The organism is Streptomyces sp. NBC_00234, from assembly GCF_036195325.1.
In the GTDB taxonomy this organism is placed as follows: Bacteria; Actinomycetota; Actinomycetes; order Streptomycetales; family Streptomycetaceae; genus Streptomyces.
Window position 1 is genome coordinate 7,358,327 of record NZ_CP108101.1, and the last position, 16,963, is coordinate 7,375,289.

The window sequence follows — 16,963 nt, forward strand, 5'->3', positions numbered from 1 at the left end:
AGTCCTGGATCAGGACCCGGGGCGACTGTCGTGCGTCCGGCGGTTCACGCCGCTCAGTGGCTGCCGCGCCGTCGACGCAGGAGATAGACGGTGCCGCCTGCGGCTGCCAGCACCAGGGCGGTACCCGCAGCGATCTCGCCGGCGTCGATGCCGTCGACGCTGCCGCCCATACCGCCCTGCACACCACTGGGTGGGGTGAGGGCCGTGGCACTGGAGGTCGGACTGAGGGTGGTGGGTGAGACGGTGGGGGTACTCGTCGCGCCGCCGGTGATGGTCAGGTTGACCATGCGTACGGTGCCGCCGCAGTTGAACGTCACTTCGTAGACGGCCCCCCGCTTGGCGTCCCAGTCGACCGTGGCCGTGGCCGACTGCCCACTGGGGATCGTCGTCGTGTCGAACACGCCCGACGAGGCGGTGGCCGCCACGTCGCACCCCATGGCGCCCAGGGTGACCTGGCCGCCGGGTGCGATCACCGAAGGGGTGACCGAGGGGGTGAATGACGTGGTCGTGCCGTCCGAAGCGGCGTATGCGGCCGTGACCGGCGCCGCCAGGGCGAGAGCGGCGGAGCCGAGCAGGGCAACAGGTGCGACACGTATCGCGCGCATGGTGAATCCTCCGGGTCCCCGAGGGGCACTTGCGGAACGGTTTCCACAAAGCAGCAGAAATGCACCTCGATGCCCGAAAGGCTAGAAGTGGCCCATATCACCCGCGAACGGTGTCCGGCGAATGGGGCAGCTTTGTCCCCCGAGCGGCGCACAGCGGGCGTGTCGCCCGAGGTCGGGACGGCTATCCGCCGGAGGCGTGCGGGAAGAGATCCACGAACGGCGCGGTGGTCGCCGAGATGCCCCGTCCGAAGGGTGAGTCGAAGTCCCAGATCAGGAAGAGGAGGAAGGCGATCAGCACGCTGAAGAGGCCAGCGAGCAGCAGCTCACGGAAGGTTCTGCGGATCTGCAGCGTGAAGATCAGCCCCACCGTGACCATCGCCCCCGTGATCAGGCCGAACCACACCACCCCGGGCATCGTCGCGCCCGCGCTCTGCCCCCGGGAGCCGCGGGCGTCGTCCGCCGCGGCCACCTGGTCCACCAGTGGCTGATATGCCTGCCCCTCGTGGTCGGTCTTCGGCTCGTAGTCGGTGACGTCGGCCCGTACGCGGTCCAGCAGCCGGGTGCCCCGGTCGGTGAGGCTCCCCGTCTCGGTCATGGCCTTCCACTCGTCCTCGACCACATAGGTGACATATGCATTGACATCGGCTCGGATGCGGTCGCGGACCTCGACCGGATAGACGGACGACCGGGCGCTCACCTCGTGCAGGGCCTGGGCCTCCAGGCGTACGGACTCCTGGGCCGCGCTCCGCCCCTCCCAGACGCCCGCGATGGCGAGGCCGAGCACGATCGCGTACACCACGCCGATCATCATCGTCATGTACTCGATGACGTCCGGAGTCTCGGACGGGTCGTCGTCCTCGCCGATGCGGCGGTTGTTGAGGACGGCGATGGTGAGCACGACAGCGCAGGCCGAGGCCATGGCAATGGTCAGAACAAGCCATTCCGACATGGGTTTCTCCGTGGATCAGCGGGACGAGCGTGGCCGCAGGACGGCGACGGCGAATACGGCGGGTGCGGTGATCAGCAGGGTGAGGGAGACCAGGGACGGGCCGCCCTTCGGTGCTTTACGGGTGGGCTTGCGGTACGTGGGGAGCGCCACGGGCTCGGGCGGAGGAGGCTTCGGGCGTGCGGACGGGGGCGGCGGCGGCGCGGGCTCCGGCTCCGGTTCGGGGGCCGGAGGCGGTGGTGGTGGAGGTGGTGGAGGGGGCGGTGGAGGCTCCGGGGGCGGCGGAGGCGGGGGAGGAGGCGGTGGCGGGGGAGGGGGAGGCGGTGGTGGGGGCGGTGGCTCCGGGGGTGGCGGTGGTGGCGGGGCCGGTTCGGAGACCGCCACGCAGTTCCCCTCGCCCGCCACGGCGACCGACGAACTGCCGTCGCCCTGCCCGATGGAGGCGACGGCGCAGCTGTCACCGGTCGCGGGCACGGGCACGGCGCACAGCCATACGAGTGCGGCGGCTGCCGAGAGCCGCCCGATGCGTGATCCGTACACGACCGGGAGCATGTGCCGGGCCGCACAGGGACACGCCCGCCGGGACGAGGATTCCCCTGATGGTGGGGACCTTGTGCGGTTCAGGTTTGCGGGGCCCCGGAAATTTTCTCCGCGCCCTTTGAACGCGGAGGGACCGGCCACCCGTACCTAGGGCCATGAGCGACGCGGTCCCGCGTCGTAACCGGCAGAAGGACAACGGGAGTCGACATGAATACCTGGCGCAACGCCTCGCTCGTGGTGACGGCGACGGCCCTGCTGGCGCTGACGACGGCGTGCGGTCAGGAGAAGGGCACCGATGCACCGAACGGGCAGACCGTGGGCAATGCCCTCCCCGCGGAGCAGCCCGCAGACAGTGGATACGGCTCGGACGGAGGCTACGGCTCGGAAGCCGGAACCGACGCCGCCGCCCCCAAGGCGGCCGGGCAGCTCGCCGTGTGGGACAGCAAGAGTCTGGGCAAGGTCCTGACCGACAGCGCGGGCTTCACCCTTTACCGCTTCGACAAGGACACCGCGAGTCCGCCCGCGTCGAATTGCGAGGGGGAGTGCGCGAAGACCTGGCCGGTCGTTCCCGCAGGTAATGCGGTTGCCGCGCCGGGTACCGATGCCGGTCTGCTCGGAGAGGTCGTACGCGCCGACGGCACCAAGCAACTCACTGTGGCGGGCTGGCCGATGTACCGGTACGCCCAGGACACCGGGCCGGGCGACGCCAAGGGGCAGGGTGTCGGAGGGACCTGGTTCGCCGCCGCACCCGACGGGAAGAAGGCCGCGGCGAACGCCGGCGGTGCGGAGCCGGCCGACCTCGCGGGGCTTTCCGTCCGCAAGGATCCGAAACTCGGAGAGATCGTCGTCGACAAGCGCGGTATGACGGTCTACCGGTTCAAGAAGGACTCCGCCTGGCCGATGAAGTCGGCCTGCACGGGCGACTGTCTGAAGAAGTGGCCCGTAGTCGAACCGGTGGCGAAAAATGATGTGGAGGGCATCACCACGAAGGGCTTTGTCACCTTCGACCGGCCCGACGGTATCAAGCAGCAGTCACTCGACTGCTGGCCGATTTACACCTTCTCCGGTGATGCCAACCCCGGGGACACCAACGGGCAGGGTGTCGGCGGAACATGGTACGCGGTGTCGCCCGACGCCAAACTGGTCGGCGCGCCCAAGTAAGGGGATCCGAGGGCTCGTGCGTGCCGGTCCGTCGCTGAATGTTCACCCGCAGCGACGGACCGCCGCACATGCCCATGGAGTGTGACCAATAACGGACCGCGAATTTCCGTTTCCGCTCGCTCTCCTGGCGGTCGATCAGTAGCCTCTGGTCAACACTGACCATGAACATGGCCGGATCGCCGTGGCGACTTGTTGGAGACATCGATGGAGCGTCCCGCCTGGGCACCGCAAGGCATTGACATTTCGGTGCCGAGCGTGTCCCGCATGTATGACTTCTATCTGGGCGGATCGCACAATTTCGAGGTGGACCGGGAAGCTGCCCGTAAGGCCATGGAGTTCATGCCGGGCCTTCCCAAGATCATGCAGGCGAATCGCGCCTTTATGCGCCGGGCGGTGCACTACGCCGCAACTGAGGGCATCAGTCAGTTCCTGGACATCGGTTCCGGCATTCCGACCTTCGGCAATGTTCATGAAGTCGCCCAGGCCGCCGACTCCGGCGCCAGGGTGGCGTACGTCGATCACGACCCGGTAGCCGTCGCGCACAGCCAGGCGGTGCTGGAAGGCGTCGGCAACGCGGTGATCGCCGCCGCCGATCTGCGCAGCCCTCAGGAGATCCTGAAGAACCCCGAGGTCTCCGGTCTCCTCGACTTCGACCGGCCGGTGGCGCTGCTCCTCGTCGCGGTCCTGCACTTCATCGAGGACACCGACGATCCGTACACCGCCGTCGCCGAACTGAGCGAGGCACTCGCCCCCGGCAGCCTGATCGTCATCACCCACGCCTCGTACGAGGGGATTCCGCTCAGTCAGGAGGAGGCGGGGGGCACCGTCGATGTCTACCGCAACATCCGCAACCCGCTCGTCATGCGGTCGCGCGCCCAGGTGAGCCGGTTCTTCGAGGGATACGAGATGGTCGACCCCGGCCTCGTCTCGATGCCCAACTGGCGTCCGGAAGCCCCCGTGGTGGAGGGTCAGGAAGATCCATTCGCCTTCTCGGGCTTCGCAGGGGTAGGACGCAAGGCGTGAGTATTCCCGCCCAGGCGTCCGGTGCCCCGGACGCGGAACCGGACGGTCCCGAGGGCCGGCTCCGGAGATTCGCCACGATCTGGAGCCGGGCGATCTTTCCGTCCACGGCCACCTCCATGACGCGCCAGGAGTTCGAACAGCATCTGCTGCCGCTCGCACGTGAGTTGAGCGAGATCCTGCACGCACGGCCCTTCGACCCGGCGCCCGCGCACGGGGTCGGGGGCGCGCTCGTCGCCGCGCACTGCACGGACCCGGACGCGCTCAGCTCGACGCTCGGCGTCATCGACTCGTACCTGGTGCTCTACTGCGGAAGCAACGGCCCGGTGGAGCTCTCGACCGAGGACAGCCGGGCCCGCTGCGCGCGGATGCAGCACGCGTTCGCCGGCGGATTCACGCGGGCGCTGCGCGAGCGGACCCTCGCCGAGCAGGAGGCCATCGCCCGCTCGGCGCTCGTCGCGCGCTCGCACGCCGAACACGTCCTGCACGCCACCGAGGCGCGGTTCCGTGCCGTCTTCAGCGACGCGGCGATCGGCATCGGCATCGCGGATCTCGAAGGCAACATACTGGAGGTCAACGACACCCTCACCCGGATGTTCGGCGGCCTCGAACACCACGTCCGCAGTCACAAGGTGAACGAGTGGGTCCACCCCGAGGACTCACCGCAGGTGTGGAAGTACTACAACGAGCTGGTACGCGGCGAACGCGAGCACTACCGCGTCGAGAAGCCCTACTACCGCAACGACGGCACCGTCCTGTGGACCAACCTCACGGTGTCGCTGCTGCGGGACTCCGAGGGCAAGCCCGAATACCAGCTCGCGCTGATGGAGGACACCACCGAGCGCCGGCTGCTCAACCTCCGGCTGCGTTACGAGGCCACCCACGACGCGCTCACCGGGCTGCCCAACCGGACCCTGTTCTTCGAGCGGCTGGAGAAGGCGCTCGCGGCGAAGGGCGGAACCCGTTTCGGGCTCTGCTACCTCGACCTCGACGGCTTCAAGGCGATCAACGACAGTCTGGGCCACGCGGCGGGGGACCGGCTGCTGGTCGAGGTCGCGGACCGGCTGCAGAGCTGTGCCACCGCACCGGGCGAGATGGTGGCCCGGCTCGGCGGCGACGAGTTCGTGGCCCTGACGACCGGACCGAGCACGGAGGACGAGGTCGACGAGCTGGCCTGCCGGATTCTCGGGGTGCTCGCCACGCCGATCCGGCTCGACGGCCGCGAGCTGACGGTGCGCGGGTCCATCGGCGTGGTCGAGGGCCCGGCCGGTGAGCGCACCGCGGCCGAGGTGCTGCGCAGCGCCGACATCACGATGTACCGGGCCAAGTCGGCGGGCGGCAACCGTTTCGAACTCGCGGACGAGGAGGCCGACGCCCGTGCCATCACCCGGCACGGGCTGACCACGGCGCTGCCCGCGGCGCTGGACCGGGGCGAGTTCTTCATCGAGTACCAGCCCCTGGTGCACCTCGGTGACGGCAGCGTGCACGGTGCGGAGGCGCTGGTGCGCTGGTGCCATCCGCAGCACGGTGTGCTCGGTCCCGACCGCTTCATCCCGCTCGCCGAACACACCGGTCTCATCGTGCCGTTGGGGCGGTGGGTGCTGGAGGAGTCGGTGCGGCAGGCCAACTTCTGGCAGGAGCGGCACAGTGACGGCGGCCCGCTGAGGATCAACGTCAACCTCTCGCCGACCCAGTTGCACCATCCGCGGCTGGTCGCCGAGACGGTCGACGTACTGGAGCGTTCCGGTCTGGAGCCGGGGGCGCTCTGCCTGGAGGTCACCGAGTCCGCGCTGATCGGTGCCGACGACGATCTGCTCAAGCCCCTGCGGCAGCTGGCGGAGATGGGTGTCGACATAGCGCTCGACGACTTCGGCACCGGTTACTCGAACCTGGCGAATCTCCGGCGGCTGCCGGTGAGTGTGCTCAAGCTGGACCGTTCGTTCACCCAGGGGATGCAGCAGCATCCGGCGGACCCGGTCGACCTGAAGATCGTCGAGGGGATCGTCTCGCTCGCCCACAGCCTGGATCTGGCCGTGACGGTGGAGGGCGTGGAGACCGGCGCCCAGGCCGAGCAGCTCCGGCAGCTGGGCTGCGACACGGCCCAGGGCTGGTACTACGCACGTCCGGGCGCACCGGACCGTATCCACTCACTGCTCCTGGCCGACGCGGTGTGAGGACGCGGGAAGGCGCTCCCGATCGCCGGTCCGGCCCGGCTTCTCCCCTGTAGGGGACGAAGCCGGGCCGGACCGGCGCGGACGCCCCGCCGGGCCCGTCCGGCGACGGAGGACGAGCGGTCAGGTCCGCTCCGGCCCATGGGCGGCCAGCAACACCTTCTGCAGCTCCCGCGCCGCCCGCGGCGGCGCGACGTCACTGCGGTGCGCCAGCGCGATCGTCCGCCGCAGACCGGGCGAGGCGAGCGGCGTGGTCCGCAGATCGTGTCCGGCCCGGTTCGCGACCATGCTCGGCACCACCGCCACGCCGAGCCCCGCCCGTACGAAGCCGAGCACCGCGTCCATCTCGCCGCCCTCCACCGTGAACGACGGCTCGAAGCCTTCGGCGCGACAGGCCGCGACGGTCAGCTCCCGCAGGTCGTAGCCGTGCCGGAACATGACGAGGGGCGCGCCCTGGAGATCGGCGATCCGTACGCGGCCCTTCCGGCCGGGCGCGGGCTCCGCCGCCGACGACACCACGACCAGGTCCTCGTGCAGCAGCTCCACCGTGGTCAGCGCGGGCGACGCGGCCGGCAGGGGGAGTACGACGAGCGCGAGATCCAGCGCCCCACGGGCCAGCTGCCGTACGAGGTCGTGCGAACCGCCCTCCTCCAGCAGGAGCCGAATCCCGGGGTGCAGATCGTGGAAGGCGCGCAGGACATCGGGCAGCAGGCCCGTACAGAGGCTGGGCGTCGCACCGAGCCTGATGCGGCCCCGGCGCAGCTGGACCAGCTCCTGCACCTCGTGCCGTGCGGTATCGGCGTCGGCCAGAATCCGCCGGGCCAGCGGCAGCAGGGCCTCGCCCGCGTCGGTCAGGGCGATGTTGCCCCGGGCCCGGCTGAACAGCTCGGCGCCCAGTTCGCTCTCCAGCGCCTTGATCTGCTGGGAGAGCGAGGGCTGGGAGACGTGCACCTCCTCGGCGGCGCGGGTGAAGTGCCGGGTCTCGGCCACGGCGACGAAGTAGGCGAGCTGCTGGAACTGCATGAGTCGACGATAGCCTCCCACGATAGGGTCAGGCTATGGATATGAGCCATTCCATGTCTTGGACTGATGGGGCATCTCGGCCCTAGCGTCGTGTCCATGGCATTGGCAACACGGACGGACCGGCGGCCGTCCATGACGCGCACGCTCTGGGACTCCACCGTCGGCAAGAAAACGATCATGGCCGTGAGTGGTCTGGTCATGCTCCTGTACCTGGGCGTCCACATGATCGGCAACCTGAAGATCTTCTTCGGGGCCGGGGAGTTCAACCAGTACGCCCACTGGCTGCGCACCATGGGCGAGCCCTTCCTCCACTACGAGTGGGCGCTGTGGCTCGTCCGGGTCGTGCTGGTCGCCGCCGTGGTCCTGCACGCGGTGTCCGCGTACCAGCTGAGCCGTCGCGACATCAGGGCACGCCCCAGCAAGTACGTCCACAAGAAGCCGCGCGCGAGCTACGCCACGCGCACCATGCGCTGGGGCGGCATCATCCTCGCCCTGTTCATCGTCTGGCACATCCTCGACCTGACCACCGGCACGGTGCACCCGGGCGGGTTCCAGTCCGGACGCCCGTACCAGAACGTCGTCGACACGTTCTCGACCTGGTACGGCAACACCGTCTACATCGTCGCGATGCTCGCCCTCGGCCTGCATGTCCGGCACGGGTTCTGGAGCGCCGCGCAAACCCTCGGCGTGGGCAGCGCGACCCGCGACCGCATCCTCAAGGCGACCGCCAACGCCCTCGCGCTGGTGCTGACGGCGGGCTTCGTCGCCGTGCCCGTCGCCGTCATGACCGGAGTGGTGAGCTGACATGAGCGACTACACGCAGTACGGGACGGGCGCGCCCCTCGTCGACGGGAAGGCCCCCGCCGGCCCCGTCGCCGACCGCTGGGACACCCGCCGCTTCGAGGCCAAACTGGTCAACCCGGCCAACCGCCGCAAACACACCGTCATCGTCGTCGGCACCGGGCTCGCCGGCGGTTCGGCGGGCGCCACACTCGCCGAACAGGGCTACCACGTCGTCCAGTTCTGCTTCCAGGACTCGCCCCGCCGCGCCCACTCCGTCGCCGCCCAGGGCGGCATCAACGCCGCGAAGAACTACCGCAACGACGGCGACTCCGTGCACCGGCTCTTCTACGACACCGTCAAGGGCGGCGACTTCCGCGCCCGTGAGTCCAACGTCCACCGGCTCGCCCAGATCTCCGTCGAGATCATCGACCAGTGCGTCGCCCAGGGTGTGCCCTTCGCCCGCGAGTACGGCGGACTCCTCGACAACCGCTCCTTCGGCGGCGTACAGGTCTCCCGCACCTTCTACGCGCGCGGCCAGACCGGACAGCAGCTCCTCCTCGGCGCCTACCAGGCACTCGCCCGGCAGATCGCCGCGGGCAACGTCGAACTCCACGCCCGTACCGAGATGCTCGACCTGATCGTCGTCGACGGAAAGGCCCGCGGCATCGTCGCCCGCGACCTGATCACCGGAAGGATCGACACGTACTTCGCCGACGCCGTCGTCCTGGCCAGCGGGGGATACGGCAACGTCTTCTACCTCTCGACGAACGCCATGAACTCCAACGCCACCGCGGTCTGGCGCGCCCACCGCCGCGGCGCGTACTTCGCCAACCCCTGCTTCACCCAGATCCACCCCACCTGCATCCCGCGCACCGGCGACCACCAGTCGAAGCTGACGCTGATGAGCGAGTCGCTGCGCAACGACGGCCGCATCTGGGTGCCGAAGGCGAAGCGTGACGAACGCCCCGCCAACGAGATCCCCGAGGACGAGCGCGACTACTACCTGGAGCGCGTCTACCCCGCCTTCGGCAACCTCGTGCCCCGCGACATCGCCTCCCGCGCCGCGAAGAACGTCTGCGACGAGGGCCGCGGGGTCGGCCCCGGCGGCCAGGGCGTCTACCTCGACTTCGCCGACGCGATCGCCCGTATGGGCAAGGCGAAGGTGGAGGAGAAGTACGGCAACCTCTTCGACATGTACGCGCAGATCACCGCGGAGAATCCGTACGAGACACCCATGCGGATCTACCCGGCCGTGCACTACACGATGGGCGGGCTCTGGGTCGACTACGACCTCCAGACCACCGTCCCCGGACTCTTCGCGATCGGCGAGGCGAACTTCTCCGACCACGGAGCCAACCGCCTCGGTGCCTCGGCGCTGATGCAGGGTCTCGCCGACGGCTACTTCGTCCTGCCCTCCACGATCAACGACTACCTCGCCCGCAACCCGCACACCGAAGAGATCGACGACACCCACCCGGACGTCGCCGAGACGGTCGCCGAGACCGAGGACCGGATCAACCTCCTCCTCTCCGTCGACGGCGACCGCACACCCGACTCCTTCCACCGCGAGATCGGTGAACTCATGTGGGAGTTCTGCGGCATGGCCCGCACCGAGGAAGGGCTGCGCAAGGCCCTCGACCGACTCCCGCAGATCCGCGAGGAGTTCTGGCGCCGCATCAAGGTGCCCGGCAGCGGCGAGCAGTTCAACCAGTCGCTGGAGAAGGCCAATCGCATCGTCGACTACCTGGAGCTCGCGGAGCTCATGTGCCTCGACGCCCTGCACCGCGCCGAATCCTGCGGCGGCCACTTCCGTGAGGAGTCACAGACCCCCGAGGGCGAAGCCGCCCGCCGGGACGAGGAGTTCTCGTACGTCGCCGCCTGGGAGTTCTCCGGCACCGGCGACGCGCCCGTCCTGCACAAGGAAGACCTCGTCTTCGAGTACGTCCACCCCACTCAGCGGAGCTACGCATGAAGCTCACCCTGCGCGTCTGGCGCCAACAGAACGCCGAAGCGCCCGGAGCCATGGCCACCTACGAAGTCGACGGCATCTCCCCGGACATGTCGTTCCTGGAGATGCTCGACACCCTCAACGAGGAACTCATCCTCGACGGGGACGAGCCCGTCGCCTTCGACCACGACTGCCGCGAAGGCATCTGCGGCGCCTGCAGCCTCGTCATCAACGGCGATGCCCACGGCCCGGAACGCACCACCACCTGCCAGCTCCACATGCGGTCCTTCCGGGACGGCCAGACGATCGACGTCGAACCATGGCGGGCCTCCGCCTTCCCGGTCGTCAAGGACCTGGTCGTGGACCGCTCGGCCTTCGACCGGATCATCCAGTCCGGCGGCTACATCTCCGCCCCGACCGGCACCGCACCCGACGCGCACGCCACGCCCGTGCCCAAGCCGGACGCCGACTTCGCGTTCGAGCACGCCGAGTGCATCGGCTGCGGCGCCTGCGTGGCGGCCTGCCCCAACGGCTCGGCGATGCTCTTCACCTCGGCGAAGATCAACCACCTCAACGTGCTGCCCCAGGGCGCACCGGAGCGCGAGACCCGCGTCCTCGACATGGTCGCGACCATGGACGAGGAGGGCTTCGGCGGCTGCACCCTGACCGGAGAGTGCGCCACCGCCTGCCCCAAGGGCATCCCGCTGCCGTCGATCGCCGCCATGAACAAGGAGTGGCTCAGGGCGACCCGCAAGGTCCGCCGCTAGGGCCTGCCGTTTGGATCATGCCGGGCTCGGGGGCTCTGTGATCCGGCCTGATCCAAACGAAAGACCCTAGGTCCTCTCGCCCGGATCATGCCGGGCTCGCGGGGGACGGAGCGCCGAGCCCCATCGCCCGGGCCAGATACGGCGCCGTACGGCTCCCCGCCGCCTCCGCCACCTCCGCAGGGGTGCCCTCGGCGACGATCCGGCCGCCCTGGTCGCCTCCGCCGGGCCCCAGGTCGATCACCCAGTCGGCGCCCGCCACCACGGCCATGTCGTGCTCGACGACCACGACCGTGTTCCGGGCGTCGACCAGGCCGTGCAACTGCCGCATCAGCACCTCGACATCGGCGGGATGCAGTCCCGTCGTCGGCTCGTCAAGCAGATACAGCGTGTGGCCGCGACGGGTGCGCTGGAGCTCGGTGGCGAGCTTGATCCGCTGGGCTTCGCCCCCGGACAGTTCCGTCGCCGGCTGGCCGAGCCGCAGATAGCCGAGACCCACGTCGAGCAGCGTGCGCAGGCTGCGCTCGGCTGCGGGAGTCCCGGCGAAGAACGAGGCCGCCGACTCGACGGTGAGGTCCAGCACCTGCGCGATCGTGAGCCCGCTGAGGGTGACCTCCAGCGTCTGTGGGTTGTAGCGCGCGCCGTGGCAGTCCGGACACGGTGCGTAGGTGCTGGGCAGGAAGAGGAGTTCCACCGAGACGAAGCCCTCGCCCTGACAGGTCTCGCACCGTCCGCCCGTCACGTTGAACGAGAACCGGCCCGCCTTGTAGCCCCTCTCCCGCGCCGTCTCCGTCTCGGCGAACAGCTTGCGTACGACGTCGAAGAGCCCGGTGTACGTGGCCAGATTGGAGCGCGGCGTTCGCCCGATCGGCTTCTGGTCGACCTGGACCAGACGGTCCACCGCCTCCAGCCCCTCCGCCGACGCGCAGCCCTCCGTCTCCGGTACGCGGGGGAGGTCCGCGGTGGCCGACGCCTGCCGGTCGGCGAGCACCCCGGCCAGGACCTGGCCGACCAGCGTGGACTTGCCCGATCCCGAGACTCCGGTGACCGCCGTGAACACCCCGAGCGGGAAGGCGGCGTCGGCGCCGCGCACGTTGTGCCGGTCGACCCCGTTCAGCTTCAGCCACCCGGAGGGCGTACGGGGCTCCCGGGCCGGAGCAGGGTCCTCGTCGAAGAGGAACCGGCGCGTCGCGGACTCCGCCACGTCCGCCAGCCCCGCCGGGGGACCGCTGTGCAGCACCCGGCCGCCGTGCTCACCGGCCAGCGGCCCCACATCGACCAGCCAGTCCGCCTGCCGCACCACATCGAGCTGGTGCTCCACGACGAACACCGTGTTGCCGGACTCCTTCAGCCGTCCGAGAACCGTGAGCAGGGACTCGGTGTCCGCCGGATGCAGCCCGGCCGACGGCTCGTCCAGCACGTAGACGACTCCGAAGAGCCCGGAGCGCAACTGCGTGGCGAGCCGCAGGCGCTGCAGCTCGCCGGAGGACAGCGTCGGGGCCGTACGGTCGAGACTGAGGTAGCCGAGACCCAGCTCCGTGACGGTCCCGATCCGCGCCAGGAGATCGGCGGTCAGCACATGCGCCGTCTCGCCCCCGGCCGCCCGGTGGAGCACCGTGGCGAGCGCGGCGAGGGGCAGTGCGGCCAGTTCGGCGATCGTCCGTCCGGCGAAGGTGACGGCCATCGCCTCCGGCCGCAGCCGGCTGCCCCCGCAGACCGGGCAGGGCGCACTGGTCAGGAACCGTTCGGCCTTCGCGCGCAGCGTCCGGCTCCGGGAGTCGGCGAAGGTGTGCATCACATAGCGCCGCGCGCTCATGTACGTGCCCTGGTAGGGCCGTTGGATGCGATGGGCGTCCCGTACCGGATGGACCGTCACCACCGGCTGTTCGTCGGTGAAGAGGATCCACTCCCGGTCCTTCGGGTCCAGCTCCCGCCACGGCCGGTCCACGTCGTACCCCAGGGCGTCCAGCACATCGCGCAGGTTCTTGCCCTGCCAGGCACCCGGCCAGGCGGCGATGGCACCGTCCCGGATCGACAGGGAGGCGTCCGGGACGAGGAGTTCCTCGGTGGTCCGGTGGATCCTGCCCAGGCCGTGGCATTCGGGGCAGGCCCCTGCGGCCGTGTTCGGCGAGAACGCGTCCGAATCGAGCCGTTCCGCGCCCGGCGGATAGTCACCGGCACGGGAGTACAGCATGCGCAGCGAGTTCGACAGGGTGGTGACCGTGCCGACCGACGAACGGGACCCCGGCGCGGAGCGCCGCTGCTCCAGCGAGACGGCTGGCGGCAGCCCGGTGATCTCACCCACGTCGGGAGCGCCGATCTGGTGGATCAGCCGGCGGGCGTACGGAGCGACGGACTCGAAGTAGCGGCGCTGGGCCTCCGCGTAGATCGTCCCGAAGGCGAGCGAGGACTTGCCGGAACCCGAGACGCCGGTGAACACGGTGAGGGTGTCGCGGGGGATGTCGACATGAACGTCCTGAAGGTTGTGCTCACGGGCGCCGCGCACGCGGACGTACGGATCGTGGGGGGTGTGCATGGGTGCGGCTCCGAACCGATCGGCAGACGGGATGGGCGGGATTCCAGGTGGGGCGGGAGGCCCGGGGGTCCGTGGACTCATGGGCCGGCCAGTCCCGCGATCCCGGCCAGGCGGCTCAGTGAGTCCACCAGACCCTCGCGGTCGTACGAGCTGGTGGTGACCAGCACTTCGTCCGCCCCGGTCTCCTTGATGACCAGGTCGAGCTCCGCGGCGACCTGTTCCTCCGTGCCCGCCACGTGCCCCCGCAGCCCGCTCTCGTAGAACTCCCGCTCCTTCGCGGTCATCGTCAGCGCCTCGATCCGCTCGGCGGGGCCGAGCGGCGGGAAGGAGCCGTGCGTGCGCGAGTAGGCCATGGCCCAGGACTCGGGGACGAGCAGCCGCCGGGCCTCCTCCGCGGTCCCGGCGACGGCGACCGTGCCCGCCACGACGACATAGGGGTCCTTGGACCAGGAGGACGGGCGGAAGTCCCTGCGGTACCCCTCGACGGCGCGCACGAGCTTCTCACGGCCGCGCAGGTCGCCGACGACCAGCGGGAGACCGGTCGCGGCGGCGATGGCGGCCCCCTCGCCCGTCGCCAGGACGTACGGCGGTATGCGCAGGCCCTCGGCGGGGTGGGCGTGCACCTGCGGGTGGGTCCGCTGGGTGCCGTCCAGCCAGCCGAGCAGCTCCCGGAGCTGCGCGGCGAAGCCCTCGGCGTCCTCCTTGTCGCGGCCCAGGGCCCTGCGGATGCCGTCCGTGAAGCCCACCGACCGGCCCAGCCCCATGTCGATCCGCCCGGGAAAGAGGGAGGCGAGCACCCCGAACTGCTCCGCGACGACGAGCGGCTGGTGATTGGGCAGCATCACTCCACCGGTGCCCACCCGGATGGTGGACGTGGCGGCGGCGACGGCCGCCGCGAGCACGGTCGGCGCGGAGCCCGCGACGCCGGGCACGCTGTGGTGCTCGGAGACCCAGAAGCGGTGGTACCCGAGGGCCTCGGCCGTCCCGGCCAGCCGCACGGTGTCCCGCAGCGCCTGGGCGCCGTCGTACCCCTCCCGCGTACGGGAGCGGTCCAGGACGGAGAAACGGGTCCTTGCGATCACAGAGCTCACGCACCCTTCAACGTGTGCGCTCCGTCAGGATTCCCCGGCCTCGCGACGAAAGATCCTAGGCTGGGCGGCGTGAGAGACGACGTTCGGCCGCTGGCCGTATTCGACCTGGACGGCACGCTCGCCGACACCGCCCACCGGCAGCACTTCCTGGAGGGCTCCCGGCGCGACTGGCAGGGATTCTTCTCCGCCGCCGTCGACGATCCGCCGTTGGAGGAGGGCGTCCGGCTGGCACTGGCCAGTGCGCGGGACTGCGAGGTCGTGTATCTGACCGGCCGCCCGGAGCGGTGCCGGCGCGACACGCTGGCCTGGCTGGCCCGGCAGGGGCTGCCGGAGGGGCGTGTGCACATGAGGCGCAACGGCGACCGGCGACCGGCCCGCCGCACCAAGCTGGAGATCCTGGAGCGGCTGGGCCGGGAGCGTGACGTCCGGGTCCTCGTCGACGACGACGAACTGGTCTGCGACGCGGCCGAGACGGCCGGATTCACGGTGGTACGAGCCCGCTGGGCGCTGCCGTCGGCGGCGCTGGAGGACGCGCAGGAACGCGAGGGGCGTACCTGATCAGGTGCCTTCGTCGAGCCGGAAGCCCACCTTGAGGCCCACCTGGTAGTGCGCGATCCGGCCGTCCTCGATATGGCCGCGCACCTGCGTCATCTCGAACCAGTCGAGATTGTGCAACGTTTCCGAAGCCCTGGCGATGCCGTTGCGGATGGCGGCATCGATGCCTTCCTCGGATGTTCCTACGATTTCGGTGACCCGATACGTGTGATTGGACATCTTATGTCTCCTCTCGTGCTTCCACGTTGCCTCACCTGAGAGCGTCGCGCGAGGGAACGGATCCCGCGATTCGTCATTGACCGGGCCTTGACCTACCCATTGGTCCATACCAAAATCCAGCCACACGCCCGTGCGAGCGCCGCCCGCAGTCCCCCACACCGGGTCTCTGTTTCGTTGTGCCGTTTCGCAGAAGGTGACCTAGTGAAGAACCGCATGCTGGCCGGAGCCGTCGCGCTCGTTTCCTCCGTCGTACTGAGTGGCTGCGGCTTTCTCCCAGGTGCGGGCGGCGGCGATGTCACGGTGACGGTGTGGCTGATGAAGGACAGCGTCTCCCAGGAATTCCTCGACCGCTTCACGGAGTCCTACGAGAGCGAGAACCCCTCCGTCCAACTGGAGTTCAAGATCCAGGAGTGGAGCGGCATCGGACCCAAGGTGATCGAGGCTCTCGGCAGCGACGACGCACCGGACGTCATCGAGGTCGGAAACACCCAGGTCGCCCAGTACGCGGAGAGCGGAGGGCTGCGCGACCTCACCCTCGAGTCGATGCGCGACCTCGGCAGCGAGGACTGGCTGCCCGGTCTCGCCGAGCCGGGCAGCATCAACGGCATGCAGTACGGAATTCCCTGGTACGCGGCCAACCGCGTGGTGATCTACAACAAGGAACTCTTCGCCCAGGCGGGTATCGATTCGCCGCCCACGACCCGCCGCCAATGGATCAAGGACACCCAGGAGCTCAACAGTTACGGCAACCAGGGCATGTACCTCGCGGGCCAGAACTGGTACGTGCTCGCCGGCTTCATCTGGGACGAGGGCGGTGAACTCGCCGACGAGAACGGCGGCGACTGGAAGGGCGCACTCGACTCACCCGCCGCGCTCAAGGGCATGAATTTCTACAAGGAACTCCAGTCCCTCGGCAACGGTCCCAAGGACGCCGACGAGGAGAAGCCCCCGCAGACCGACGTGTTCGCCAAGGGCGACGTCGCCCAGATCATCTCGACGCCGGGCAGTGCCGCCCTGATCGAGCAGAAGAACCCCGAACTCAAGGGAAAGCTCGGCTATTTCCCCATTCCCGGCAAGACCGCGAAGGCTCCGGGTTCCGTCTTCACCGGCGGTTCCGATCTGATCGTGCCCGACAAGGCGGATCACCGCAGCGCGGGCATCGACGTCATCAAGGCGCTGGCGGGCGAGAAGTGGCAGACCGAGCTGGCCCGGGCCATGAGCTACGTGCCGAACAAGCCCGCCCTCGCCCATGTCATCGAAGGACAGGAAGGCACCGCCGCGATGGCCGAGGGTGCCACCCGGGGCCGCGCCACCCCCAACTCGGCCCAGTGGGCCAACGTCGAGGCCGAGAACCCGATCAAGCCGTACATGACCGCCGTCCTCGAAGGCGGCGACCCGGTCGGGGAAGCCACCGCGGCATCGGAGCGCATCACGGCGATCCTCGCGCGCAGCTGACCCGCCACCCCGGGATTCAGCCGTCGCACATCCCCGCTCTCCGCTGCGGTCACGTCGATTCCAGCCGGTCACGGAAGAAGTAAGGGGCCGGGCCGTCGCGTCACCGCGACGGCCCGGCAGCCGCCCTCGCTGATCCGTCCCCGGAG

15 protein-coding genes are annotated in these 16,963 nt (G+C 69.6%); 8 read left to right on the plus strand and 7 right to left on the minus strand.

Features of this window, described 5'->3' with window-relative positions; genetic code table 11:
• Nucleotides 1-53: 53 nt before the first annotated feature.
• From OG230_RS32230 to OG230_RS32240, 3 genes are all read right to left on the minus strand, one after another.
• The gene (locus OG230_RS32230; protein ID WP_328907278.1) at nt 54-605 is read right to left on the minus strand and encodes a hypothetical protein; all 552 of its coding nucleotides are present in this window, start codon (nt 603-605) and stop codon (nt 54-56) included.
• A 181-nt stretch (nt 606-786) separates the two neighbouring features.
• A complete protein-coding gene (locus tag OG230_RS32235; RefSeq protein WP_328907279.1) occupies nt 787-1,554 on the minus strand; it encodes a bestrophin-like domain in 768 nt (255 codons plus the stop codon).
• Nucleotides 1,555-1,569: 15 nt separating this feature from the next.
• Nucleotides 1,570-1,704 carry a hypothetical protein gene (locus tag OG230_RS32240; RefSeq protein ID WP_328907280.1) on the minus strand — a complete coding sequence of 45 codons (135 nt, stop codon included), beginning with the start codon at nt 1,702-1,704 and terminating at the stop codon, nt 1,570-1,572.
• 594 nt (nt 1,705-2,298) lie between these two features.
• On the opposite strand from OG230_RS32240, the gene OG230_RS32245 reads away from it, so the two are divergent.
• The 3 genes from OG230_RS32245 (at nt 2,299) to OG230_RS32255 (ending at nt 6,446) form a co-directional block, all read left to right on the plus strand.
• Entirely contained in the window at nt 2,299-3,252 is a 954-nt protein-coding gene (locus OG230_RS32245; RefSeq protein ID WP_328907281.1) for an SCO0930 family lipoprotein, read from the plus strand.
• A 204-nt stretch (nt 3,253-3,456) separates the two neighbouring features.
• Entirely contained in the window at nt 3,457-4,275 is an 819-nt protein-coding gene (locus tag OG230_RS32250) for an SAM-dependent methyltransferase (RefSeq protein WP_328907282.1), read from the plus strand.
• On the plus strand, nt 4,272-6,446 hold the full coding sequence (locus OG230_RS32255; RefSeq protein ID WP_328907283.1) for a putative bifunctional diguanylate cyclase/phosphodiesterase: 2,175 nt from the start codon (nt 4,272-4,274) through the stop codon (nt 6,444-6,446). The genes OG230_RS32250 and OG230_RS32255 overlap by 4 nt, the downstream gene beginning before the upstream one ends.
• Nucleotides 6,447-6,566: 120 nt before the next feature.
• Here the strand turns inward: OG230_RS32255 and OG230_RS32260 are convergent, their stop codons facing one another.
• Entirely contained in the window at nt 6,567-7,466 is a 900-nt protein-coding gene (locus tag OG230_RS32260) for a LysR family transcriptional regulator (protein WP_328907284.1), read from the minus strand.
• 96 nt (nt 7,467-7,562) lie between these two features.
• Here OG230_RS32260 and OG230_RS32265 point away from each other — a divergent pair, with 96 nt between their 5' ends.
• Genes OG230_RS32265 through OG230_RS32275 form a run of 3 tightly spaced genes read left to right on the plus strand, consistent with a single transcriptional unit; the run spans nt 7,563 to nt 10,964 of the window.
• Complete coding sequence (locus OG230_RS32265) at nt 7,563-8,270, plus strand: succinate dehydrogenase (RefSeq protein WP_328907285.1); 708 nt, start codon at nt 7,563-7,565, stop codon at nt 8,268-8,270.
• A gap of 1 nt (nt 8,271) precedes the next feature.
• A complete protein-coding gene (locus OG230_RS32270) occupies nt 8,272-10,221 on the plus strand; it encodes a fumarate reductase/succinate dehydrogenase flavoprotein subunit (protein ID WP_328907286.1) in 1,950 nt (649 codons plus the stop codon).
• The gene (locus OG230_RS32275) at nt 10,218-10,964 is read left to right on the plus strand and encodes a succinate dehydrogenase/fumarate reductase iron-sulfur subunit (protein ID WP_328907287.1); all 747 of its coding nucleotides are present in this window, start codon (nt 10,218-10,220) and stop codon (nt 10,962-10,964) included. Before OG230_RS32270 ends, OG230_RS32275 begins: the two co-directional genes overlap by 4 nt.
• Before the next feature lie 85 nt (nt 10,965-11,049).
• Here the strand turns inward: OG230_RS32275 and uvrA are convergent, their stop codons facing one another.
• Nucleotides 11,050-13,497 (minus strand): excinuclease ABC subunit UvrA, encoded by a 2,448-nt coding sequence (gene uvrA, locus OG230_RS32280; protein WP_328907288.1) that lies wholly within the window; start codon nt 13,495-13,497, stop codon nt 11,050-11,052.
• A gap of 77 nt (nt 13,498-13,574) precedes the next feature.
• Nucleotides 13,575-14,579: an MsnO8 family LLM class oxidoreductase gene (locus OG230_RS32285; protein ID WP_443051431.1), complete on the minus strand. Its 1,005-nt coding sequence runs from the start codon at nt 14,577-14,579 to the stop codon at nt 13,575-13,577.
• 78 nt (nt 14,580-14,657) lie between these two features.
• Between OG230_RS32285 and OG230_RS32290 the strand changes: the two genes are divergently transcribed.
• Nucleotides 14,658-15,146 carry a phosphatase domain-containing protein gene (locus OG230_RS32290; protein WP_328907290.1) on the plus strand — a complete coding sequence of 163 codons (489 nt, stop codon included), beginning with the start codon at nt 14,658-14,660 and terminating at the stop codon, nt 15,144-15,146.
• On the opposite strand, the gene OG230_RS32295 is transcribed toward OG230_RS32290, so the two are convergent.
• Complete coding sequence (locus OG230_RS32295) at nt 15,147-15,362, minus strand: dodecin (protein WP_328907291.1); 216 nt, start codon at nt 15,360-15,362, stop codon at nt 15,147-15,149.
• A gap of 201 nt (nt 15,363-15,563) precedes the next feature.
• Between OG230_RS32295 and OG230_RS32300 the strand changes: the two genes are divergently transcribed.
• Nucleotides 15,564-16,817, plus strand: a complete 1,254-nt coding sequence (locus tag OG230_RS32300; RefSeq protein WP_328907292.1) for an extracellular solute-binding protein — start codon at nt 15,564-15,566, stop codon at nt 16,815-16,817.
• Nucleotides 16,818-16,963 lie beyond the last annotated feature (146 nt).